The sequence below is a fragment of the Sphingobacterium sp. LZ11T8 genome, from assembly GCF_024261425.1.
Lineage (GTDB): Bacteria > Bacteroidota > Bacteroidia > Sphingobacteriales > Sphingobacteriaceae > Sphingobacterium.
In genome coordinates this window covers 339,871-363,430 of record NZ_JANBZY010000001.1, presented here as the reverse complement: position 1 = coordinate 363,430, position 23,560 = coordinate 339,871, and the positions used below count along the sequence as shown (strand labels likewise).

The 23,560-nt window shown below is 43.3% G+C and carries 16 protein-coding genes and 2 tRNA genes; 11 read left to right on the top strand and 7 right to left on the bottom strand.

Translation table 11 applies throughout. The features are described 5' to 3' along the window. Positions 1 to 19 precede the first annotated feature (19 nt). The 3 genes from NLF99_RS01510 (at position 20) to miaA (ending at position 3,089) form a co-directional block, all read left to right on the top strand. Entirely contained in the window at positions 20 to 1,423 is a 1,404-nt protein-coding gene (locus NLF99_RS01510; protein ID WP_185211259.1) for a CCA tRNA nucleotidyltransferase, read from the top strand. Positions 1,424 to 1,500: 77 nt separating this feature from the next. Next, on the top strand, positions 1,501 to 2,079 hold the full coding sequence (locus tag NLF99_RS01505; protein WP_254526506.1) for a plasmid pRiA4b ORF-3 family protein: 579 nt from the start codon (positions 1,501 to 1,503) through the stop codon (positions 2,077 to 2,079). A gap of 80 nt (positions 2,080 to 2,159) precedes the next feature. Then, positions 2,160 to 3,089: a tRNA (adenosine(37)-N6)-dimethylallyltransferase MiaA gene (gene miaA / locus NLF99_RS01500; RefSeq protein WP_254526505.1), complete on the top strand. Its 930-nt coding sequence runs from the start codon at positions 2,160 to 2,162 to the stop codon at positions 3,087 to 3,089. 88 nt (positions 3,090 to 3,177) lie between these two features. On the opposite strand, the gene NLF99_RS01495 is transcribed toward miaA, so the two are convergent. Then, entirely contained in the window at positions 3,178 to 3,969 is a 792-nt protein-coding gene (locus NLF99_RS01495; RefSeq protein WP_254526504.1) for a hypothetical protein, read from the bottom strand. Between the two features lie 205 nt (positions 3,970 to 4,174). On the opposite strand from NLF99_RS01495, the gene NLF99_RS01490 reads away from it, so the two are divergent. Next, on the top strand, positions 4,175 to 5,677 hold the full coding sequence (locus NLF99_RS01490) for an alpha-L-fucosidase (RefSeq protein WP_254526503.1): 1,503 nt from the start codon (positions 4,175 to 4,177) through the stop codon (positions 5,675 to 5,677). Between the two features lie 8 nt (positions 5,678 to 5,685). Here NLF99_RS01490 and NLF99_RS01485 read toward each other — a convergent pair whose 3' ends face one another. The 3 genes from NLF99_RS01485 to NLF99_RS01475 form a co-directional block, all read right to left on the bottom strand. Next, positions 5,686 to 6,990, bottom strand: coding sequence for a cation:proton antiporter (locus NLF99_RS01485; RefSeq protein WP_185211254.1), 1,305 nt, complete (start codon positions 6,988 to 6,990; stop codon positions 5,686 to 5,688). A 7-nt stretch (positions 6,991 to 6,997) separates the two neighbouring features. Further along, positions 6,998 to 7,477, bottom strand: coding sequence for a cation:proton antiporter regulatory subunit (locus NLF99_RS01480; protein ID WP_185211253.1), 480 nt, complete (start codon positions 7,475 to 7,477; stop codon positions 6,998 to 7,000). A 73-nt stretch (positions 7,478 to 7,550) separates the two neighbouring features. Next, positions 7,551 to 8,330, bottom strand: a complete 780-nt coding sequence (locus NLF99_RS01475) for an MBL fold metallo-hydrolase (RefSeq protein ID WP_254526502.1) — start codon at positions 8,328 to 8,330, stop codon at positions 7,551 to 7,553. Positions 8,331 to 8,445: 115 nt separating this feature from the next. Here NLF99_RS01475 and recJ point away from each other — a divergent pair, with 115 nt between their 5' ends. The 4 genes from recJ (at position 8,446) to NLF99_RS01455 (ending at position 14,139) form a co-directional block, all read left to right on the top strand. Continuing rightward, positions 8,446 to 10,146: a single-stranded-DNA-specific exonuclease RecJ gene (gene recJ / locus NLF99_RS01470; RefSeq protein ID WP_254526501.1), complete on the top strand. Its 1,701-nt coding sequence runs from the start codon at positions 8,446 to 8,448 to the stop codon at positions 10,144 to 10,146. A gap of 31 nt (positions 10,147 to 10,177) precedes the next feature. Continuing rightward, a complete protein-coding gene (gene lptB / locus NLF99_RS01465; protein ID WP_185211250.1) occupies positions 10,178 to 10,912 on the top strand; it encodes an LPS export ABC transporter ATP-binding protein in 735 nt (244 codons plus the stop codon). A gap of 25 nt (positions 10,913 to 10,937) precedes the next feature. Continuing rightward, on the top strand, positions 10,938 to 12,455 hold the full coding sequence (locus NLF99_RS01460) for a GH3 auxin-responsive promoter family protein (protein WP_254526500.1): 1,518 nt from the start codon (positions 10,938 to 10,940) through the stop codon (positions 12,453 to 12,455). Positions 12,456 to 13,068: 613 nt separating this feature from the next. Further along, positions 13,069 to 14,139, top strand: coding sequence for a branched-chain amino acid aminotransferase (locus NLF99_RS01455; protein ID WP_185211248.1), 1,071 nt, complete (start codon positions 13,069 to 13,071; stop codon positions 14,137 to 14,139). A gap of 71 nt (positions 14,140 to 14,210) precedes the next feature. Here NLF99_RS01455 and era read toward each other — a convergent pair whose 3' ends face one another. Continuing rightward, the gene (gene era / locus NLF99_RS01450) at positions 14,211 to 15,089 is read right to left on the bottom strand and encodes a GTPase Era (RefSeq protein WP_185215929.1); all 879 of its coding nucleotides are present in this window, start codon (positions 15,087 to 15,089) and stop codon (positions 14,211 to 14,213) included. Positions 15,090 to 15,202: 113 nt separating this feature from the next. Here era and NLF99_RS01445 point away from each other — a divergent pair. Both NLF99_RS01445 and NLF99_RS01440 read left to right on the top strand, forming a co-directional pair. Continuing rightward, a tRNA-Met gene (locus NLF99_RS01445) sits at positions 15,203 to 15,275 on the top strand. Between the two features lie 59 nt (positions 15,276 to 15,334). Next, positions 15,335 to 15,407 (top strand) — tRNA-Met (locus NLF99_RS01440). Between the two features lie 297 nt (positions 15,408 to 15,704). Here NLF99_RS01440 and NLF99_RS01435 read toward each other — a convergent pair. Beyond that, positions 15,705 to 17,171: a glutamate synthase subunit beta gene (locus NLF99_RS01435; RefSeq protein ID WP_185215930.1), complete on the bottom strand. Its 1,467-nt coding sequence runs from the start codon at positions 17,169 to 17,171 to the stop codon at positions 15,705 to 15,707. Positions 17,172 to 17,189: 18 nt separating this feature from the next. Next, positions 17,190 to 21,689 carry a glutamate synthase large subunit gene (gene gltB, locus NLF99_RS01430; RefSeq protein ID WP_254526499.1) on the bottom strand — a complete coding sequence of 1,500 codons (4,500 nt, stop codon included), beginning with the start codon at positions 21,687 to 21,689 and terminating at the stop codon, positions 17,190 to 17,192. Positions 21,690 to 21,899: 210 nt separating this feature from the next. On the opposite strand from gltB, the gene NLF99_RS01425 reads away from it, so the two are divergent. Next, positions 21,900 to 23,000, top strand: a complete 1,101-nt coding sequence (locus NLF99_RS01425) for a mandelate racemase/muconate lactonizing enzyme family protein (RefSeq protein ID WP_185211244.1) — start codon at positions 21,900 to 21,902, stop codon at positions 22,998 to 23,000. Positions 23,001 to 23,560: the final 560 nt, after the last annotated feature.

Below are 23,560 nucleotides of genomic sequence, written 5' to 3'. Positions count from 1 at the left end.
ACTTTTGCACTTTGTTGCTATGAGTGAGAATTTAAGTCATCCCATTTTTTCCATAATAAGAGAATTAGCCCATCAGGAGGGAGTTTCCTGTTTTGTTATCGGAGGCTATGTCCGTGATAGAATCATGGGTCGTCCATTCAAGGATGATATCGATATCCTTGTTTTGGGAAGCGGGATTGATTTCGCGAATAAACTAGGAGAAAAACTACATACGAAAGTTGCTGTCTATAAATCATTTGGAACAGCAATGTTGGTCTATGAAGGCCTTCAGGTTGAGTTTGTTGGTGCAAGAAAGGAATCTTACCGAAAAGATTCCAGAAAGCCTATCGTAGAGGACGGTACCCTGGAGGATGACCAAAATCGACGTGACTTTACCATCAACGCCATGGCTTTTTCGCTTAATGAAGCGAATTATGGCGAACTCATCGATCCCTTCCAAGGACTGAGCGATATCCAAAACAGATTGATAAAAACACCATTGTCTCCGGACATCACCTTTTCAGATGATCCATTGAGAATGATGCGTGCCATCCGTTTTGCTACCCAGTTAAACTTTAGGATCGACTCAACTGCCCTGAATGCCATCAGTGAAAACGCTGACCGTATCCAGATTATCTCCAAAGAACGGATCACTGACGAACTCAATAAAATTATCCTTGCTGAAAAACCTTCTATCGGTTTCAAGTATTTATTTGATACGGGCCTTCTGGAAAGGATATTTCCTGCCATGTATCAATTGTACGGTGTGGAATATGTGGATGGTAAAGGGCATAAGGACAATTTCTACCATACCTTGGAAGTATTGGACAATGTGGCGGAAATGTCCAATGATCTTTGGCTTCGTTGGGCAGCGATCATGCACGATATTGCCAAACCTGCAACCAAGCGCTTTGATAAAAAAGTAGGATGGACCTTCCATGGCCACGAGGACCGTGGGGCGAAGATGGTACCCAAATTGTTTGCAGACCTGAAGCTTCCTTTGAATGAAAAGATGAAGTTTGTGCAGAAATTGGTGATGCTTCACCTCAGACCGATTGTCTTGGCCAAGGATATCGTGACAGATTCGGCGGTTCGCCGCCTGTTGTTTGAGGCTGCTGATGATATCGACGACCTGATGTTGTTGTGCCATGCGGATGTCACCACCAAAAATGAATATAAAAAGAGGAAGTACAGGGACAATTTTGAGCTCGTAAAACAGAAACTGAAAGATGTCGAAGAACGGGACCACCTGAGAAACTGGCAACCTCCTGTGGATGGTGATGATATCATGAAAACCTTTGGTATCGGACCTGGAAAACATGTCGGAATTATCAAGAAGGCTATACGTGAGGCGATTTTGGAAGGTGAAATTCCAAATTCAAGGCAAGAAGCGCTATCATTGATGATAGAAAAAGGGAAAACATTGGGCCTAACCAAAGTTTGAACGGATTGATTTTTTAAAAAAATATGTAATTTTAAAGCTTGAAATAGAGCTTGTCCAAATTAATACATTTTACGAATATGGCGATATATAGATTTAGAGTAACTTTTGAAGACTACGAAGATGTTTACAGAGAGATTGACATGCCTTCAAAAAGTACTTTCTTAGATTTACACACACAGATTCAAAAAAGTACTGGCTACGACCAAGAGCGTTCCTCTTCGTTCTATGTGAGCAATGACCAATGGAAAAAAGGTACGGAGATTGCTTTCTTGCCGAACGATAGAAAGAAAGCTGCTGGCGTTTTGATCGTGGAAGATGTTCGTTTGAGTAAATTTATTGATGATCCGCATCAAAAGTTTTACTACACCTATAACTTTGACCGCCCGTATGATTTCCATGTGGAATTGATCAAGATCTTGAAAGAAGAGGAGGGAAAAGAATATCCTGCCCTTTTCAAGAAAGTCGGTGAAGCACCAAGAAACTTGACTGCAGCAAACTTCCCTGTTACGGCTGATGATGAAGATGATGACGATTTTGTGTCAGAAGATGCAGAGGAATATGGTGTAGATGAGGAGGATGATTATGATATGTTTGATGATGAGGAAGGCGAAGAGTCTGAAGGTGAATCAAACAAGTCTAATGAAGACGAATATTAAGATTATTCGACGATAAGATTTTAAATAGATGATAGAGCTTCTATCATCTATTTTTTTTATTCTGTAAATAAGTAAAAAGGATGTCCACTGAATTGAATAGGCAAAAAACATTGATCGTAGTCGTTGGACCTACCGCTGTAGGAAAAACTGCTCTGGCAATCCAATTGGCCAATCATTTTAAAACATCCATAATTTCTGCCGACTCCAGGCAGTTTTACCATGAAATGAGCATAGGGACGGCAAAGCCCAGTGCTGAGGAGTTAGCCCAAGCATCCCATTATTTTATTAATTCCCATTCCATTGCTGAGGAGTATACGGCCGGTGATTTTGAACGGGAAGCTTTAATTCGTTTGGCGGTCTTGTTCAAGAGCAGGGATGTGGTGATCGCGGTAGGTGGTTCTGGACTATTTGTGCGGGCACTGACGGAAGGCTTGGATGACCTTCCCAAAGCAGGAGATGATATCCGTGAAAGCTTGAATGAATGGTTTCGAAGGGATGGCCTGGAACCCTTGAAAGAGCGATTAAAAGAGATCGATCCTGCATATTATGAAAAAGCGGACATTGACAATCCACAACGTGTCATCCGTGCCATTGAGGTTTTTGAGGCATCTGGGAAACCAATCTCTTATTTTATGACCAATCAGAAGGCTGAAAGACCTTTTCAGGTTATCACGATTGGCTTAAATACAGATAGGGAATGGCTCTATGATCGTATTAATCAAAGGGTAGACCTGATGATGGAGGCGGGATTGTTGGAGGAAGTGAAATCCTTATTGCCTTTCAGGAATAAACCTGCTCTGCTGACCGTAGGCTATGCTGAAATCTTTGATTATCTGGATGGAAACATCAGTTTGGAAGATGCAGTTTCGCAGATTAAGCAGAATTCCAGAAGGTATGCCAAGAGGCAGATTACCTGGTTTAAGAAATATGGTAATACTGTTTGGTTTGAGCCTCAGGCTAGGGAAGAGGTCATCTCCTATCTTGAGCAAAGGTTAAAGCAAGAAGGATAATTATTCCCATAAAAAAACTTAAAAAAATAAAAATAGCCCAGAGAGGGCTATTTTCAAATATAGTTTATGCTTATTAGTTATAGGTGAATTAGTCATTCGGTAAGTATTCATTGATATACCTGATGTCATCTTCATTCAGTCCATCTTCCGAATCGGTGATGGTCCAAAGAATATCCTGAAGTTTGCCCACTAAAGCATTATAACTTTGATCCACCTTATTGTCCTTGTAATATTGTTCAATATTGATTTTCTTGTTCTTTAGTCTATTGATCAGATCATGAAGGCTTGAGGAGTTGGAAATAACAGCTAAGTCATATTTTTCATATTCTGAAGAAGCTGATTTTTTTTCATTTCCACAGTACATATGTAAATCCAGATAAATAATCTTGTTTGCAGGGATATCGATGCTCACTTTTTTCAAAAGCACACCATTTTGATAGTCTCCAGATCTGGATTTGATAATCAGACCGGCTGGTAGTTCCAGTTTTTTAGTAGTTGAGGTGCTGTTTTTCAATTTGATTCCCAATCTGACGAAATAACCGCTTCCGCGTGAGAAATCAGGAGAAAGATCTGCAGGGACTTCCGCTTTTAAGTCGGATGATCTCCTTGCTACCATCGCTTTTTTAGACCTAGCTCTGGCTGTCGTATTTATATCGCCTTCGTATCCAGTGATCTCTCCTTGCAGTTCGATGCCTTCAGGTAGGCTATATTTTTGGCCAGTAGGCTCGCCATCGGTATTCCCAAGTCCTGGTATCTTACCGGGTTTGTCCTCTACAATTTCTATGTCATTGTCTTTGTCGTCCTTGCTGCAGGAGCTTACTGCGAAAGCTAATACTAAGGATAATAATACGACAATTGGCATGCTGATTTTCTTTTTCATGTTTTTTACAGGATTGATTTTATGTGATGTTTCAAAGGTATTGCTTAATGAAAAAAGGGTAAATACCTGTATTCGGGTAATTCTACTTACTGACTTTGTTACGAAAACCATTTCGCTATTCATGCAATCGATTGATAGCTTGGGGGCTATATGAATTCAGTATATTAGATTCATATAAATCTAAAACGTGAATTGATCTATACCAATGAACAGAATACTAAAACCGATATTCCTTGCAGCATTAGCCCTGACTTTTAGTCAATACGCCTATGCTCAATGGACAGGACCAAAGGTTAAACCCACAGCACATACCGAAGTGAAATATGGGTCCCTGACGCCTGAGCACCGTACGGATGCCGATATGGAAGCCTTCCGGAACTATGGGCTTGGCCAATTTATCCATTGGGGTTTATATGCCATTCCTGGGAATGAATGGGAAGGGGTGAGCGCCAGAAAAGGTGCTGCTGCCTCGGAATGGATCAGGACCTGGTCGGGTCCAACTGCGCCTAAGAATTGGAAAGAAACCTATGATAACCTATATAAAAAGTTTGATCCCAAGGACTTTGATGCCAAGAAATGGGCCAAGCAAGCTAAGGATATGGGTGCAAAATACATGATCTTTACCACTAAGCACCACGATGGTTTTGCTTTGTGGCCAACCAAATATTCAGGGTACAATATCACCAAATCACCTTATAAGAAGGATATCGTAAAGGAAGTCGTAGATGCCTATACGGCTGAAGGAATCGATGTATATCTTTATTTCTCCATTCTGGAATGGAACAATCCTGATTATCTTTCCAAGGAACCCAAGACAGAGGAAGAAAAGAAGAAATACGATCGTTTCTTACAGTACACTAAAAATCAACTGTTGGAACTGTTGGCAAACTATCCCCAGATTAAGGGTTTCTGGTTTGATGGTACTTGGGATCAATCCTGGGTCAAGGCTTATGACTTTACCTACAATCTGGAAAAGGAACTGCGGGCAAAGCATCCGGGTTTGATTATCGGGTCTCGATTTAGAAATGATGAACATGGCAAAAGGCATTTTGATAGCAATGGGAAGATCCTTGGCGATTATGAACAGGGCTGGGAAAGAAAGTTGCCGCAGGAATTTGAATGGCTCGATGGCAATGATTGGGATGCGGTCATGACCATTCCTCCCAATGGTTGGGGATATATGAAAGATTGGTCAGGAATCTATACCAAGACCACGGATGACCTATTGGACATGTTGATGCATACAGTTTCCATGAACGGAAACTTTGTATTGAATTTTGGGCCTGATGGTCAAGGGTTGATGCATCCTGAAGAGGATAAGATTGCAAAGGAACTGGGGGATTGGATGAAAGTGAATGCTGAGGCCGTTTACGGGGTGAGGCATGCAAATCTTCCAAAAACGAAATTAGGCTACTTAACGCAAAAGGATAAGCATTTATATCTAACGGTATTCAATAGGCCGGTTAACAATATTACGAGGATTGCTATCCCTAAAAAGGCTACGGAAGTTCCGGTATCAGCTGTATTGCTCACCAATGGACAGAAGCTGCAGGTCAAGCATGCCGATATTGGACTTGATCTGGATAAGAATACCTACTACGATGTGATTATTCCTGCTGATTTTAAATCAGAGCGAGCATTCGTCATTAAGATGGAAATGGGCGCTCCTGAAACAAAGTCTGAGAAGCTGATGGATGCCAAGATGTAGACTGAAGATTAATTTTTCTCCTGAATACTGGCTTCGAGGTCGCTGAGCTTTTTCTTCGGCTTCTTGACGGTGTCATCTTGTCCGGCAAGCTTGTTCCAGATATTTCTAGACTCCTTGGTCAATAAGGGTGAAATAATGGAAAGGATCAGGACATAGACAACCACAAAGGATTGGATAACGGGCAGGAGTTTACCTGCTTTACCAATGTTGGCCATGATAATGGAAAATTCTCCCCTCGCAGATAGGGTAAAGCCGATGTCTACTGAGTTTTTGGGTTTCAATCCCGAGAAGCGGCTAGCAAAATATCCAGAAGCCACGTTGCCTACTATGGTAATGGCAGCGGCAAATGTTGCCCAGCCTACGGCACCTCCAAGGCTGTACATATCAATGGAAAGACCAAAGCTAAAGAAGAACATGGCGCCAAAGAAGTCTTTGAACGGCAAGACCATTCCTTCGATTTTCTTGAGGTATTTGGAGTCTGCAAAAACCAATCCTGCCATCAAGGCTCCGATGGCTTCTGCCACATGTATGGTTTCAGAGAAGCCAGCAATGACAAACAGCAAGCTGAATATGATCAGGATAAATAACTCCGAGGATTTCTCCTGAAGGAGCTTGTCAATGAATGGGACAAGTTTCCTGCCTAGGATCAGGAAGGACAGGATAAAACCTAAGGCCAATAGGGAAGTCCCAGCAACGGTCCAGAATGATCCGCCACCCGTTAGGATCAACCCTGAGAGGAAGGAAATATGCATGGCGATAAATAGGTCATCAAACATGATCATCCCCATGATTACCTCGGTTTCAGGATTAGCCGTCCGTTTCAGGTCTGTCAGTACCTTGGCAACAATGGCCGTAGAGGAACTGGTCATGATACCACATAGGACCATCATTTCCTTGAAAGGAAGGTTCATCATCCATCCCACCAAGAGGCCAGAAAAAAAGTTGAGGACAACATAGATGCTACCACCTGCAACAATGGATTTTCCAGATTTGATTAGCCTACCGACCGAAAACTCGAGCCCTAAATAGAATAAGAGAAATAACACACCCAAGCGCCCCATAAAGTCTATGAACGGTTTACTTTCGGTAAAGGTCAAAAAGGACCAAACCGAGTCGACAGCTGAGGTTAAGTTCTCGTTGTTGACATTCGCCAAGAAGTCTGCTACGAATTTTGGATAAGATTGATTGCCCAGTACCATTCCGATCACAATAAAAAAGGGGATCACCGAAAATTTTAGTCTATTGGCAAGAAGGCCAACTGAAGCTACCAATAATACTGCGATTCCTATTTCTATGATGAGGTTACTGTGCATATAATTCTTATAGTAATATTTCCTTTAAAAGTTTGATGTTCTTCTGCTTTCCGGCGATTACCAGGGTGGTTCCCGGAGTAATGACATAGTCGGGTCCTGGGTTAATGACTGTTTCCTCTTCGCGGATAGCGGCGATAATGGAAGCTCCGGTGCGTTGCCTTACTTCCAATTGTCCGATACTCTTGTTGACCCCGTCATTAGACTCGCCAACCTTATACCATTCAATGCGAAGGTCGTCCAATGCCACCTCAATGGTTTCCAATGCCTTGGGTTTATAGGATAGCCCTCCTAAGATTCCGGCAACCTGACGAGACTCTTCATCCGACAATGTCATCACACAGTGGGTTTCGTTATCTTCATCCTCATGGCGGTATAACTCTCTCCGTCCGTCATCGTGGATGACAACCACCATATTGTCTCCAGCATCAGTTTCAATTTGGTATTTCTTACCGATACCAATTAGGTCACTTTCTCTAACTATCGACATGATTTCCTTTTATTTAATTAAAAATTAGATAAATTATTTTTCGTTATCCTCAAATATATCGATTATGAATGGATTATTCGGCATTTACAATCTTATAACTGCCGTCTGGCTTCTGTTCAGGCCGTCCTACCGCGATATTTTTTGAATGGTAAAATAAAAATACCCATCCCTCAGGAGCACCTGCAGCCCAATATTCTGCCCTCAGGTCTCGTGCTTTTCGGCCATCAAAATCGTACTTGGCGATAAAACTCCTGAAGATTTCCTCAGGTTCCGGTAATTCATCTCCACCAAAGAAAAAATGTTCACCTTCGGTCTCCACATGGAATACCTGATGGAACTCGCTGTGACCGCCTGAAAGTTCATAGCGGATCTCTGGAGTCAATTGTCCGTCGCCATCCACAAACAGGATATTCCCGCTTCTTTGCAGTACATCAAAAACCTCAGTACGGTAGGAAGGGGATTCGGAACTGTAAGCTGCTTCCCATTCTTGTTCCTGGATGACATATTCAGCATTTGGGAATGCCAAACGCTTCACGCCATCCTTGATGTCCACCATGCCGCTTGCATGGTCTTTATGAAGATGAGACATCAGTACATACCGCACATCATCTATTGAAAATCCTAGTTTTTTGATATTCTCGTGGATGACCAACTCGTCGTTTTCATTGCGTAATCCTAGGCCGGTATCAAGGACGATAAGGCCGTCTTTTGTCTCAATTAAAAAGGGGTGGACATGAATGAACAACGATCCTGGTCTATCTTTTGGATCATCTTTTTTTGGGTCGAAGGGGATAAATTGCTTGCTTATATCTACAGAGTAGGAACCTTCAAATAGTGAATGCGCTCGAGCCATTTGTATTTGTTTGTTATCTTGACAGTTATGTGTGCATATCATTTTACATCGGGCTCCTCATTAGGTAAGTCCCCTGATATAATGTATCTTTACACGTTTATTAGAAGGCAAAGATATGCAAAAAAGGTGGGTGCTGAAACCTAAAAAGAACGTAGAGCAAGCGAAGAAGCTACAACAGGAGCTGGGTGTAAACCATATAATTGCAGAACTTTTAATAAACCGTGAGGTCGAAACCTTTGACCAAGCGAAAGACTTTTTCCGCCCTTCTATCGACAATCTCCACGACCCTTTTCTAATGAAAGACATGGACCGCGCAATCGACCGGATTGAGCGTGCCATCGGGAATAAGGAGAAAATCTTGATCTATGGTGATTATGATGTCGATGGCACCACCGCCGTTTCCGTAGTCTATAGTTTCTTTCGCGACTTCCATACCGGCCTGGTGTTCTATATTCCGGATCGCTATGCAGAAGGCTATGGTATTTCCAATAGAGGTATCGATTATGCAAAGGAGAATGGATTCTCCTTGATCATTGCCTTGGACTGTGGTATCAAAGCAGTCGATAAGATTGAGTACGCGAATGCGAAGGGCATTGATTTCATTATCGGTGATCACCACTTACCTGGAGATGAGCTGCCGAATGCTGTGGCGGTACTTGACCCCAAGCGAAATGACTGTCCTTATCCCTACAAAGAACTTTCAGGCTGCGGTATCGGGTTCAAGATCATACAAGCATTCATCAAGCAAAATGATATGCCGATGGAATTGGCATACCAATACTTGGATTTGGTGGCGGTTAGTATTGCCTCCGATATTGTTCCCATTACTGGTGAGAATAGAATATTGACCCATTTCGGATTGAAAAAGCTGAACAGCAACCCTTGTTGCGGTCTTCAGGCCCTGATCAATCTTTCTACCCATAAATCCGGACATTTTACGGTTAACGATATTGTGTTTCAGATAGGTCCGCGTATCAATGCCGCCGGACGGATTGACCATGCAAAGGATGCCGTCAAATTATTGATTGCAAAGACATTGGCTGAAGCTGCAGTGTTCTCTGCCAGTGTTGACGATCAGAACAATACCCGAAAGGGCTATGACCTGAAAATTACCGAAGAGGCATTGGCTCTGCTGGATAACAACGCCCACCTGCAAACCAGAAAAACTACCGTCCTATATAAAGAGGATTGGCACAAAGGAGTGATCGGTATCGTCGCATCCCGATTGACGGAAAGATATTATCGACCCACCATTATCCTGACGAATACCAATGGTCATATCGCTGGCTCTGCAAGATCGGTGCTGGGTTTCGACCTATATGAGGCACTAAGTGAATGCAGTGATCTGCTGGATCAATATGGAGGTCATAAATATGCCGCTGGATTAACCATGCCAACCGACAATATCGGTCTCTTTCAACAGCGTTTTGAAGAAGTAGTCAGCAAGAGCATCAAACCGGAGATGCTACAGCAGGAGGTTTCCATCGAAAAGGAAATCAGGTTGGCAGAGATTGATTCTAAATTTTACAGGATATTGCAACAATTCCAACCTTTTGGCCCTCAAAATGAAGCCCCAACCTTCATCAGCAAAGGGGTAACCATGGGTTATAATGCCTATATCGTTGGCAGTACACACCTTAAGTTTTCCGTAAAACAGGAGGATTCTACTATATTTGAATGTATTGGTTTCGGGTTAGGCGAGTATGCTGACCTGATCAATTCGGGAAAAGCCTTTGATATTTGCTTCAATATTGAGGAAAACTCTTGGCGAGGCAAGAAGAATTTGCAATTAAATGTAAAGGCAATTCGATTTTAAAAAATATATTTGCAAATAAGGGTTTATTCACATGATTCTAAGAGCAGAACATTTAATCAAGAAATATAAACAGCGAACAGTAGTAAACGATGTATCCTTCCATGTTGAACAGGGAGAGATCGTAGGTCTTTTAGGTCCAAATGGTGCTGGAAAGACAACTTCATTTTATATGATCGTTGGATTGATTAAACCAAATGATGGTCATGTCTTCTTAGATGATCTCGAAATTACCCAAGATCCCATGTACAAGCGTGCGCAGCGTGGTATTGGTTATCTTGCGCAGGAGGCTTCTGTGTTCAGGAAACTTTCTGTTGAAAACAACATCCTTGCCGTATTGGAAATCCATTACCCAAACAAAGAAGAACGCAAAGCAAAACTAGAAGAGTTATTGACGGAGTTCAGTCTGCACCGCGTGCGCAAGAACCGTGGTGACCTTTTATCGGGTGGTGAGCGTAGAAGGACTGAGATTGCCAGAGCCCTAGCTGCAAACCCTCACTTTATCCTTTTGGATGAGCCATTTGCAGGAGTTGACCCCATTGCGGTGGAAGAAATCCAAACGATCGTAGCCAAATTAAAGACCAGAAATATCGGAATCCTCATCACTGACCACAACGTTCAGGAAACTCTTTCCATTACCGATAGAGCATACCTGTTAACGGAAGGGAAGATCATGTTGACCGGTACGCCAGAAGAAATTGCCGACAACGAGCTTGCCCGTAAGTTCTATTTGGGTAGACATTTCGAATTAAGACGTAAAAAATTCTAAATAAAATATAGCATAAAACTAACCTATGGCTTTATTGAATTCTCTTTTTACTTGGATAATGAAAAAGCGGATGCATCAGATTGATCTATTCATGAAGTATCCCCACGACGTTCAAGATGAATGGTTTCAAAGCCTGATTTCTGCTGCCGAAGCAACAGAATGGGGAAAGAAATACGGCTATAACAGTATTTATACTCCTGATGAGTTTAAAGAACGGGTTCCCATCCAGGATTATGATGACATCAAGGTGTATGTAGATCGCATGATCAAGGGCGAACAGAATATCCTTTGGCCATCTGACATCAAATGGTTCGCAAAATCTTCAGGAACGACTTCCGATCGCAGTAAATTTATTCCTGTCAGTATCGAAGCATTGGAAGAGTGCCATTATCAAGGTGGTAAGGACATGCTTTCAATCTACTGCCATAATAAACCTGAAAACAAAGTCTTCACCGGAAAATCCGTTGTCATTGGTGGTTCATCGCAAATCAACAATTTCAGCCCGGATTCCTATTACGGTGATCTGTCATCCATCCTTATCCGCAATCTCCCTTTCTGGGCTGAGTTTAAGCGGACACCAAACATCGAGGTGACCCTAAACCCTAATTTCGAAGAGAAGATTGAACAGATTGCCCAGATTACCATCAAGGAAAATGTAACGAGCTTGGCCGGAGTGCCGACCTGGAACATGGTCATGGCAAACCGTATCCTTGAGATTACTGGAAAGGATAATCTATTGGAAGTATGGCCTAATCTTGAATTCTACAGCCATGGTGGCGTTAGTTTCAAGCCCTATAGAGAGCAGTTCAAGAAGTTGATCCCTTCTGATAATATGTACTATCTGGAGAACTATAATGCCTCCGAAGGCTATTTTGGACTGCAGGACCGTTCCGATTCCGAGGATCTCCTGTTGATGCTGGACTATGGAATCTATTATGAATTCCTTCCAATGGAACAGATCAATGAAGAGTGTCCGAAAACCCTTTGCTTACATGAAGTGGAATTGGGCAAGAACTATGCTTTGATCATCTCCACCAATGCGGGGCTCTGGCGGTACAAGATTGGTGATACCATCCGATTTACCTCTTTGTCTCCTTATCGTTTTCAGATCTCAGGAAGGACAAAGCAATATATCAATACCTTCGGTGAGGAAGTGATCGTGGACAATGCTGAACAGGCATTGCAGGTCGCTTGTAAAGCTACTGGGGCAACTATCCAAGATTATACGGCTGGTCCAGTCTATTTCAATGACAAGACTGCAGGGGCGCATGAATGGATCATCGAGTTTGAGCAAGAGCCAGATGATTTCCAACGATTTGGCGAAATCCTAGACGCCACACTCCGAGAGATCAACTCCGACTACGACGCTAAGCGGTATAAAAACATGGCTTTATCCTTTCCTATCATCCATAATGCAGCGAAAGGAAGTTTTTATACCTGGATGAAAAGTAGGGGTAAGTTGGGAGGACAGAACAAAGTTCCTCGATTGGCTAATAGCAGGGAATACCTGGATCCACTATTGAAGTTAATCCAAGCTTCTTAATTATATTATTTTTTTGCCTAATTAGGCAGTTCAGTAGATGTATGGATAATATGTTTTATTATTCGGAGCAGCTATTTATTTGGGACGAATTGCGGTATTGTACAGGTAGACGAAAAAGCCTAGGATAAATTTCCAAACTCCAACTGTCGGAGCGGCTTGAGCATTAAAATCAGTCGATTCTCTTTCCATTTTCGGATTACTTAGTTAAACCTTTAATTATATGCCTTTTATTTTTAGCAAACCATCCATTTTATTTTAGCAGACTGTCCGGAAACAGAAATAAAAAATCATCTTTTGCACTTACAATTCTTGGTTAGAAATCCTTTTCAAAGATTTGCTAAAAAGCATAAGCCCTATTCCAAATACTGTACCGAGAAAGAAAACAAGTAATAAACAATAGAATTCGACATATTAGGACAATGCCTGTATAGCAAACAGTATACAGTGATGGATAGGAAAACATACATATTTCATTATAGCTAAAATGCTCAATTCATAAGAAATCTAAGGGGAAGGCCTGTATTTGTGGAGATTGGACGATTATAAATGCACAATTCATTTATGCTTTTGTTTTTTTTACCTAAATTGCACAGCAATAAATATTCTTTTTGATATGAGTGCCATAGATAATTTCACTATTCAAGTAGAGCCTACCCAACAATCAAGAATTTCGCAAGTAGACTTTGATCATTTAGTTTTTGGAAAAATAATGTCTGACCATATGCTGGTTGCCAATTATGACAATGGGCAATGGGAAGATGTCAAGATAGTGCCTTATGGAAACCTGAGTGTTAGCCCTTCGATGTCCGCCTTGCATTATGGACAGGCCATCTTTGAAGGTATCAAAGGTTATAAATTCCAAGATGGTACCGTGAGTATCTTCCGTCCTGATAAAAACTGGGAGAGATTCAATAAATCTGCAAGAAGACTTGAAATGCCTGAGGTTCCTGAAGAAATCTTCATGGACGGCTTAAAAAAGCTATTGGATGTAGATCGTAACTGGATCCCATCCAAAGAAGGAACTGCCCTTTATATCCGTCCGTTTATGTTCGGTACAGAGGCTGCCCTAGGTGTTCATCCATCTAAATCTTACCAATTCATTATCATCACCTGTCCTGTTGGTGCTTACTATAGCAAACCGATCAGTCTAAAGGTAGAGACACATTATACGCGTGCTGCTGAAGGTGGTGTTGGATTCTCCAAAAACGCCGGTAACTATGCTTTGTCCCTTTATCCTACCCAGTTGGCTAACAACGAAGGATATGACCAGATCATGTGGACAGATGCATTGGAACATAAATACATTGAGGAAGCCGGAACAGCTAACTTGATCTTCCGTATTGGTGATACCATAATCACGCCTCATGGAGACACTATCTTACATGGTGTTACCAGGCGTACCATTATGGAACTTGCCGAGAAATGGGGTTATAAGGCCGAGCAGAGAAAAGTTTCTGTACAGGAGCTGATCGATGGAATCAAAGCAGGAGATGTAACAGAAGCCTTTGCTGCTGGTACCGCTGCAACCATTACGCACATTGACAGAATCGGTTTCAATGGCCAAGACTATACCCTTCCTCCGGTAGAAGGTCGTGAATTCTCAAACAAGGTATTGGCGTATCTAAATGATTTGAGATACGGTAAGATCGAAGATCCATTTGGTTGGAACTTTATCGTGAAGTAATTAGGAATAATACTATTCAATAAAAAAAAGACCGGCACAACGCCGGTCTTTTTTATTGATATAGTTTTATCTTAATCCTCATAACCAAACCTCTTCAGGTAGTTTTTCTTGCTTCTCCAATCAGGCAGCACCTTCACAAAAAGTTCCAGGAAGACCTTTCCGCCAATAAACTCCTCAATGTCCTGACGGGCATAGGTCCCGACTTTCTTGATCATGGCACCAGCCTTTCCGATGATAATGTTTTTCTGTGAATCACGCTCCACGATGATCTCTGCTGCAATACGGGTGATATGAGCTTCCTCCTTGAAAGAAGTGACCACGACCTCCGTGCTATAAGGGATTTCCTTGTCATATAGCTTAAATACCTTTTCACGGATAATCTCCGAAACAAAGAAACGCATGCTCTTATCGGTCAGTTCGTCTTTCTCGTAATAGGGTGGGTGTACCGGCAATTTACTTTTGATATAAGCCATGACCGCTTCCACATTATAGCCTAGCAAAGCCGAAATAGGGAATACCGTATCCGGATTGATCTTCTCTTCCCAGAATGCAATCTTGGCTTTCACCTCTTCTTCCGAAGATTTATCAACTTTGTTGATGATCACCGCAACTGGAGAACTGGTGTTCCTTAATTTTTCCAATACATCGTTTTCATCATATTTTTCATGGATGTCTGTAACAAATAAAATAACATCAGCATCGATCAATGAACTCATAACAAAGTTCATCATGGACTCTTGAAGATCATAATTTGGTTTTATTACCCCAGGGGTATCAGAAAAAACAATCTGATAGTCTGCATCGTTGACAATTCCGATGATACGGTGTCTAGTTGTCTGAGCCTTAGGGGTTATGATGGACATCTTTTCACCCACTAGGGCATTCATCAAGGTCGATTTACCCGCATTAGGTTTACCGATGATACTCACGAATCCTGCTTTATGTGACATTATTTGATTTTTTATTTGTTTTACAAAGAAACAAATAATATCTTTGTGCTCCAATTCGGAGATAGTATAATCTACTTTTAACAAATACCAACGTAGATTTCTAGAAAATATATTGCGGGGTGGAGCAGTTGGTAGCTCGTCGGGCTCATAACCCGAAGGTCATCAGTTCGAGTCTGGTCCCCGCTACTAAAAAACAAAAAAGGATTGAGCGCGAGGCTCAGTCCAAAAGAAATTCTAAAATACATTGCGGGGTGGAGCAGTTGGTAGCTCGTCGGGCTCATAACCCGAAGGTCATCAGTTCGAGTCTGGTCCCCGCTACTACTAAGGTTTCAATCGAAAGATTGGAACCTTTTTTTTGTCTAGACATCAGACACAAGACATCAGACATAAGAACTTTCTAGGGTCAAGGTAAAAGATCATGACATAGGTATTGTTTGATGTTGGTTTGTATTTTATTTGAAATCACCTCACAAAAAAAGGAGCTGTTTTTACAGCCCCTTTAAAAAATGGAAATACACTTATATGTTTTGAAAATCCTGTCATTATCCATTTGAAACGTCTGAAATTTCTCCTGTCTAATGTCTTTTGTCTAGTGTCTTATGTCTATTGTCTTATTTAGGCTGTGGCATAAACCGCCTCCTTGCTTTCCAGGACCGAAGTGCCCATCAGGTATTCATCAACCTTTCTGGCGCATTCTCGGCCCTCAGAAATGGCCCAAACGACCAAAGATTGTCCCCTTCTCATATCGCCAGCCACAAATACTTTGTCCACACTGGTTTTGTATTCCGTTTCCGTAGCGTCTACATTTCCTCTATCGGTTGTCTTTACGCCCAATTGGGTCAAGAGTCCTTCATGCTGAGGGTGTAAGAAACCCATGGCCAGGGTCACCAGTTCGCAAGGGATTTCACGTACTGATCCCTCCACTTCCTTAAAGGATAGCGGTCTGCCAGAAGGATCCAATTCCCATTCCAGGTCAACGATCAAGGCAGCCCTTAAGTTTCCTGCTTCATCACCTAAAAATTCCTTGGTGCTGATGCTCCAATGGCGTTGGCAACCTTCCTCATGCGAAGTGGTGGTTTTCAACAGCATCGGATAGCTTGGCCAAGGCATGGCTTCCGTACGAGCTGTAGGAGGGGTTGGCATCAGCTCAAATTGTGTTACAGATTTCGCCCCATGTCTATTGGATGTACCCACACAGTCTGAACCTGTATCTCCACCGCCGATTACCAATACGTTTTTATCCTTGGCATGGATCTCCTCTACTTCAATTGGAGAACTGCCGACGCGCTTGTTCTGTTGCTTTAGAAATTCCATGGCATAATGAACGCCCTTCAGTTCCCTGCCTGGTATATTCAGATTCCTAGGAATAGTTGAACCTCCAGCCAATACAATGGCGTCAAACTCATCCAGCTCGCTTGCAGGGACATTGTTGCCCACTTCGGCATTGGTCCTGAATACTACGCCTGATTGCTCCATGATCTCGACTCGACGGTCAATGACCGATTTGTCCAATTTGAAGTCTGGAATGCCATATCGCAACAGACCACCGATTTTATCATCCCTTTCGTACACGACTACATCATGCCCAGCTTTGTTCAGTTGTGCTGCTGCCGCAAGTCCGGAAGGACCCGAGCCAACCACGGCTACACGTTTTCCCGTCTTCAGATAGCTCTTGTTCGGTTTTACATAGCCTTTTTTATAGGCAATCTCGATGATGTGCTTCTCAATTTCCTCAATGGCTACCGGGTTTTTGTTGATCCCCAATACACATGCCGATTCACAAGGAGCCGGACAGATCCTGCCAGTGAATTCTGGGAAGTTGTTGGTGGAAGAAAGGATTTGGTAAGCCTCCTCCCAATTGCCATCATAGACGGCATCATTAAATTCCGGTATCACATTCCCCAGCGGACATCCAGAATGGCAGAATGGAATCCCACAATTCATGCAACGTGCCGCCTGTTTATTTAACTGTTCCTCGCTGAACGAATGAACAAACTCTTGATAATTCTGCTTTCTGCTTTCCACAGCATCTTTCTGAGGAAGCGCTCTTTCAAATTCTAAAAATCCTGTTGGTTTTCCCATGATGATGTTCCTCCTTGATTATGCTGTTACTAATTTTTTGTTCACCACATTCTTGTACTCTCTTGGGTACACTTTGATGAATCGGTTCTTTTCCGATGCCCAATTTTCCAAGATAAAGCTGGCCCGCTCGCTTTGGGTCAGGTGGATATGGCGTTTCAGCAAGGCAATGATGGCAGTTTCATCCTCGGTTTCCAATGGATCCAGGTCAACCATTTCCTTGTTGCAGTTCTCTTTGAAGGTGCCCGCAAGGTCATAGATCCATGCGATACCACCACTCATTCCCGCGGCAAAGTTCCTTCCGGTCTCGCCTAAGATCAAGGCCCTTCCGCCGGTCATGTATTCACAACCGTGGTCACCAACGCCTTCCACAACGGCAGTCGCTCCCGAATTCCTTACCGCGAAACGCTCTCCGGCCATTCCGTTGATAAATAGGTGGCCAGAAGTTGCACCATATAGGGCCACATTGCCGATAATGATATTATCCTTTGGCACCAAATTACTTTCCTTCGCAGGATATATGGCCAACTGTGCTCCTGAAAGCCCTTTTCCTACGTAGTCATTGGCTTCGCCTTCCAGTTCAAAGGAGATTCCCTTGGTATTGAATGCGCCGAAGGACTGACCGGCAGAACCTTCGAACTTAAAGTTGATGGTATTGTCCGGAAGACCTTCTGAACCATAGATCTTCGAGATCTCATTGGATAATAGGGTTCCGATGGTACGATCGGTGTTTTTCACCTTAAAGGTGCCAAAAACTGGAGTCTTGGTTTCCAGCGCCAATTTTGATTGGTTCAATAATCCCCAATCCAAGATCATGCTCATGCCATGGTCCTGTTCTTCCGTATTGTACAGGGTTTCTCCGTTTGCGTTTGGAGCTACGTGTAATATGCCCGAGAAGTTGATTTTATTTACTTTCCAGTGGCCTAGGTTTTCTCTTTTCTTCAGGAATTGAGCTTTACCAACCATTTCATTGATGGATTTAAATCCTAACTCTGCCATGATCTCGCGCATTTCTTCCGCCAAAAAGCGGAATAGGTTCACGACATCGTCCGGTTTTCCGGTGAATAGCTTTCTCAGTTCGGGATCTTGGGTTGCAACACCTACAGGGCAGGTGTTCAGATGGCATTTACGCATCATGATACAGCCGCCAGCTACCAGCGCTGCTGTTGCAACGCCCCATTCTTCAGCCCCTAATAAAGTGGCGATCACCAAGTCTCTACCGGTCTTCATCTGTCCGTCTGCTTGCAATACCACACGGCTGCGAAGTTTGTTCAGTACAAGGGTCTGATGGGCTTCGGCCAAGCCTAGTTCCCAAGGTAGTCCTGCATGTTTGATGGAGCTGATTGGAGAGGCTCCAGTTCCACCATCATAACCGGCAATCAGGATCACGTCGGCATGTGCCTTGGCAACCCCTGCTGCAATGGTACCTACTCCAGCTTTCGACACCAATTTTACATTGATGCGCGCTTGTCTATTGGCATTCTTCAGGTCGAATATCAATTGCGCCAAATCCTCAATGGAATAGATATCATGGTGTGGCGGCGGGGATATCAGGCCCACTCCAGGCGTAGAGTGTCTCACTCTCGCGATCCAGTCATCTACTTTATGTCCCGGTAGCTGTCCTCCTTCTCCTGGTTTGGCGCCTTGCGCCATTTTTATCTGTAATTCATCCGCTTGGGTCAGGTAATTGGATGTTACCCCAAAGCGTGCCGAAGCAACCTGTTTGATTGCCGAACGCATGGAATCTCCATTGGGTAATTTTTGATAGCGAATTTCATCTTCACCACCCTCTCCCGTATTGGACTTCCCGCCGATGCGGTTCATCGCAATGGCCAAGGTACTGTGGGCCTCATGCGAAATCGATCCGAAGGACATCGCACCAGTGGCAAAGCGTTTCATGATTTCGCTCGCCGGTTCCACCTGGTCGATGGAAATCGGACTTCTATGTTTCGCAAAATCCAACAATCCCCTCAAGGTGAACATACGTTCCTTTTGGTTGTTGATCAGTGTTGCATATTTCTTGTAGGTAGAAAAATCATCTGTCCTACAGGCCTGTTGCAACAAATGCACGGTCTGCGGATTCCATAAGTGACCTTCACCTCTTCTTTTCCATTGGTAGATTCCACCTTCCGGCAATAGGGTAGGTGCCGATCTGCTGTTTTCAAATCCGCGCCAATGTTTTGCCAGGGATTCCTTAGCGATATCATCTAGGTTCAAGCCGCCAATTCTGGAGACTGCACCACAGAAGTAGCTGTCCACGACTTGGCTGTCTATTCCCAGTACCTCAAAGATCTGGGCACCATGGTAAGATTGCAGGGTTGAAATACCCATCTTCGAGAAGATTTTCAACAAACCGTTGCATACGGCCTTTACATAGTTCTTTTTCAGGTCATCCCAGGTCAGTTCGGTTTCCAGATGGCCGATCTCTTTCATGGTCCGGATACTTGCCAATGCCATATATGGGTTGATGGCTGTAGCTCCGAAAGCCAATAGACAGGCAAAATGATGAACTTCCCATGCATCTCCAGCTTCAACGACCAAACCTACGGCGCCACGGTTGCCCGTTTTGATCAAGTGGTGGTGTACTGCCGAAACAGCTAGTAGAGAAGGGATAGCACAGTGCTGGGAGTCGATCGCCCGGTCAGACAGGATGATCACTTCAAAGCCATCACGTACGGCATCGTCTGCATAGCGACAAAGCCTTTCCAGACCAGCTTCCAAGGAACCTTCCTTGCCGTCAGCACGGAAATAACTCTGAATGGTTTTAGCCTGGAATACACCGGTGTCGATGGAGCGTAGTTTCTCCAATTCACTGGATGTCAAGATCGGATGTTCAAGGGTTACACAGTGGCAGAATTTCTTGTCTTCTACCAAAATATTGCCGGAGTTTCCGATAAAGGTTGCCAAGCTCATCACCAAACGTTCGCGGATCGGGTCGATCGGTGGATTGGTAACCTGAGCAAAGAATTGCTTGAAATAACTTGAGATATGCTGTGGCTGATCAGAAAGGACGGCCAATGGAACGTCCGTTCCCATAGAACCGATCGGCTCATAGCCGGTCAAGGCCATTGGGGTCAGAATCGTTTCGAGGTCCTCTCGAGAATAGCCGAAGGATAATTGATATTTGAATACAGATTCCTTGGACAGGTAGGTAAAGGTTACCCTTGGCTCTGCCAATTCCTCTAATTTGATTTTATAGTTGTTGATCCATTCTCCATAAGGTTGTTGACGGATCAATTCGCCTTTTACTTCTTCATCCGAACGGATCTTTCCAGCTTCCATATCCACCACGAAGATCTTGCCCGGTTGCTGTCTTCCTTTTTTGATGATCAAGGCTTCATCAATTGGCAATGCACCAGCTTCTGAAGCGACCACCACACGGTCATCTGAAGTTACTGCATAGCGCAATGGACGCAGACCGTTACGGTCTAAGGTCGCACCGATGATTTTTCCATCGGTAAAACATAATGCTGCCGGACCGTCCCATGGCTCCATCAAGGTCGCATGGTATTCATAGAAAGCTTTTTTCAGTGGGTCCATCTGCTCGTTGCCATCCCATGCCTCTGGTACCAACATCAACATGACATGCGGCAAGCTACGGCCACTATGAAGCAAGAGCTCCACCACATTGTCCAAACATGCCGAGTCTGACTGTCCGCGGTCTACTACCGGCAATAGGATTTCCATCTCCTCTTCGGTAAAGAATGGGGATGAATAAGCCCTAACACCAGCGTAAAACCAGTTTAAGTTTCCGGTCAGGGTGTTGATCTCCCCATTGTGCGCAATCATGCGGAAGGGTTGAGCCAGTGACCATGAAGGGAAAGTATTGGTGGAGAACCTAGAGTGGACCAAGCCAAATGCCGATACCACACGCGGATCCCTCAGGTCTTCAAAATATGACCCTACCTGGTAAGTAGTTAATTGTCCTTTGTAAATTATGGTTTTGCAAGATAGAGAAGCGATGTAGAGTGGAAGGGGGTACTCTTGGTGAAGTTTGATTTTTTGGATGATTAAGCGTCTTAAGACAAATAATTTCCGTTCAAAATCTTCGGTGTTTGCCACCCCTGCCGGCCTGGAGATGAAGAACTGAACGATTTCTGGTTCTGCTCCTAAGGCGGTTGGACCTATGCCTTCTCGATTTACCGGAACAGCTCGGAACCCCAATAGTTCCATGCCTCTTTCATTTGCAGCTTCGGCAATGACATCACGGCAGATACGGTTCATGCTTTCCTCCTTCGGGAGAAACAACATCCCTACTCCATAATATCCTGGTTCCTGAAGTTGGATGCCCAACTCAATACATTCTTCCCAAAGAAATTCATGAGGTAACTGGATCATGATCCCCGCGCCGTCGCCCGACTCTGGATCGCAACCACAAGCTCCACGGTGTTCCATGTTCTCTAACATGGTAAGTGCATCTTTAACCTGTTGATGTGACTTCTGACCCTTGATGTGGGCTACAAATCCAACACCACAGGCATCGTGCTCAAACGCTGGGTTGTAAAGTCCTTCTTGCTGCATTGTAATATGATAATTAGATAAAATAACAAACGAGTTTGCTAATATATGAATAAAAACATAAAATATTTGCAATAATGATAAAAAATAATCAAAAACGTTGAGGTTAATATAAATTTAACGCTGTTTGATAATTGAAATTGTATTTGTTTCGCCATTTGCGTATAAAAATGGAATATCATTCGTTACATTTGCTATTTGAACTAATAAATTATGTTGATCAAAGAAATTGAAATTTATAGGTTGAGTATTCCCATGGAACCCTTTGTCATTGCAACGGGAGTGATGGAGTTTGCTCAGAACACTTTTGTGAAGGTCATTTCGGATGAAGGCCTTTACGGAGTGGGTGAATGTTCTGCCTTTCCGATGATTGTTGGGGAAACGCAAAATACATGTATCGCTGTGGCCCAGGATTTTGCAAAGATCTGGATCGGTAAGGACCCTTTGGCAATTGAAGAGCGATTGGCCGAACTGCACCTTTACATTGCCAAAAACGCGACCATTAAGTCGGCCTTTGATATGGCCCTTTATGACCTTGCAGCTAAAAAAGCAGGTGTGCCACTTTATCAATTCTTGGGTGGAAAGCCTAGAGAGATCGTAACGGATATTACCATTGGTATCGCTAGCCCGGAACAAATGGCGGCTAAAGCCAAGGACCTGCACGATCATGGTGCCGTTGCCTTAAAGGTAAAATTGGGCAAGAAACCTCAGGATGATATTGCCCGCATTAAAGCCATCCGACAAGCTGTTGGATTTGATATCCCTATCCGGATCGATGCCAACCAGGGCTGGAGCTATGAAGAGGCCATGGAAGCATTAAAAGGGCTTGAACCTTTGAAGATCCAATTCTGTGAACAGCCAATGCGTACCTATAACGATCATCTATTGCCCCAGTTGAGGTCTGAAACCATCGTTCCGATCATGGCTGATGAGTCTGTCTATGACCATCATGATGCAGAACGCCTATGCAGGACAGACAGTTGTGACTATATCAATATTAAGTTCTCCAAATCCTCGGGGATTGCGGAATCCTTAAAGATCCAGGCGGTTGCGCAAGAATTTGGTATCCCTTGTATGATCGGTGGCATGTTGGAAAGCCGTTTGGCACTTGCCGCTAAGACCCATTTTGCTTATGCTGCGCCTAACGTGAAATTCTTTGACCTGGATACCTGCATGGTAGGACATCTTGAGGATCCTGTTATTGGCGGAATTCAATATGATGGCTATTCCATCAAGATTACCGAAGGACCAGGTATAGCAGCGGATATTGACCCTGCATTCCTGGAGAAATGTGAAAAATGGACAATTTCCTAAAATCATACCGATATGCTGAATAATGACACGTGGAACCTAGGAACGAATGAGATCATCATATTGTTTATCCTGATCGTAATTGTCGTTTTTTTCTTTTGGCTTTTTTCCAAGCTGTTAAAGAGAAAGTAACAAGCAAAATTCTATAAGAGAAAACAGCTCCAAAAAATTAAGGTTTGGAGCTGTTTTTCTTCTGACCAGCTCGGTCTGCAATCAACCTCTTTTCACAGGCCGATTTTTGCAGTTCAAATTCTAACCATTTTAGGGGTTTCATTCGAGACACATTCGAGAGATATTCGAGAATGCTTCGGAGATCGGAGCACATTGCTGGCTCCATCTTTGTGAACATTTTGCGAATTTTCGGAATATGTCTCGAATAAAACCAACTTAAGTCCTCGAAATTTCCATTGCCGGTTAGCATTAAAAATGCTTCAAATGTAATCGAAGGGATTACTGTTTGGGTCTGTCTCCACCTGCATGAGCCTTTGGATTGGTTATTTCATAGCCTCCAAGCCTAATTAAGAGCATTTTTTAACATTTGTTAAAAAACAGGCTTATAAGCC

Bases quoted from the DNA above. Each gene is read 5' to 3' on its own strand.
- gltB (WP_254526499.1), bottom strand. From the start codon at position 21,689: ATGCAGCAAGAAGGACTTTACAACCCAGCGTTTGAGCACGATGCCTGT.
- NLF99_RS01490 (WP_254526503.1), top strand. From the start codon at position 4,175: ATGAACAGAATACTAAAACCGATATTCCTTGCAGCATTAGCCCTGACT.
- NLF99_RS01510 (WP_185211259.1), top strand. From the start codon at position 20: ATGAGTGAGAATTTAAGTCATCCCATTTTTTCCATAATAAGAGAATTA.
- NLF99_RS01485 (WP_185211254.1), bottom strand. From the start codon at position 6,990: ATGCACAGTAACCTCATCATAGAAATAGGAATCGCAGTATTATTGGTA.
- NLF99_RS01455 (WP_185211248.1), top strand. From the start codon at position 13,069: ATGAGTGCCATAGATAATTTCACTATTCAAGTAGAGCCTACCCAACAA.
- NLF99_RS01460 (WP_254526500.1), top strand. From the start codon at position 10,938: ATGGCTTTATTGAATTCTCTTTTTACTTGGATAATGAAAAAGCGGATG.
- lptB (WP_185211250.1), top strand. From the start codon at position 10,178: ATGATTCTAAGAGCAGAACATTTAATCAAGAAATATAAACAGCGAACA.
- NLF99_RS01425 (WP_185211244.1), top strand. From the start codon at position 21,900: ATGTTGATCAAAGAAATTGAAATTTATAGGTTGAGTATTCCCATGGAA.
- NLF99_RS01480 (WP_185211253.1), bottom strand. From the start codon at position 7,477: ATGTCGATAGTTAGAGAAAGTGACCTAATTGGTATCGGTAAGAAATAC.
- NLF99_RS01505 (WP_254526506.1), top strand. From the start codon at position 1,501: ATGGCGATATATAGATTTAGAGTAACTTTTGAAGACTACGAAGATGTT.
- NLF99_RS01475 (WP_254526502.1), bottom strand. From the start codon at position 8,330: ATGGCTCGAGCGCATTCACTATTTGAAGGTTCCTACTCTGTAGATATA.
- recJ (WP_254526501.1), top strand. From the start codon at position 8,446: ATGCAAAAAAGGTGGGTGCTGAAACCTAAAAAGAACGTAGAGCAAGCG.
- miaA (WP_254526505.1), top strand. From the start codon at position 2,160: ATGTCCACTGAATTGAATAGGCAAAAAACATTGATCGTAGTCGTTGGA.
- NLF99_RS01495 (WP_254526504.1), bottom strand. From the start codon at position 3,969: ATGAAAAAGAAAATCAGCATGCCAATTGTCGTATTATTATCCTTAGTA.
- era (WP_185215929.1), bottom strand. From the start codon at position 15,089: ATGTCACATAAAGCAGGATTCGTGAGTATCATCGGTAAACCTAATGCG.
- NLF99_RS01435 (WP_185215930.1), bottom strand. From the start codon at position 17,171: ATGGGAAAACCAACAGGATTTTTAGAATTTGAAAGAGCGCTTCCTCAG.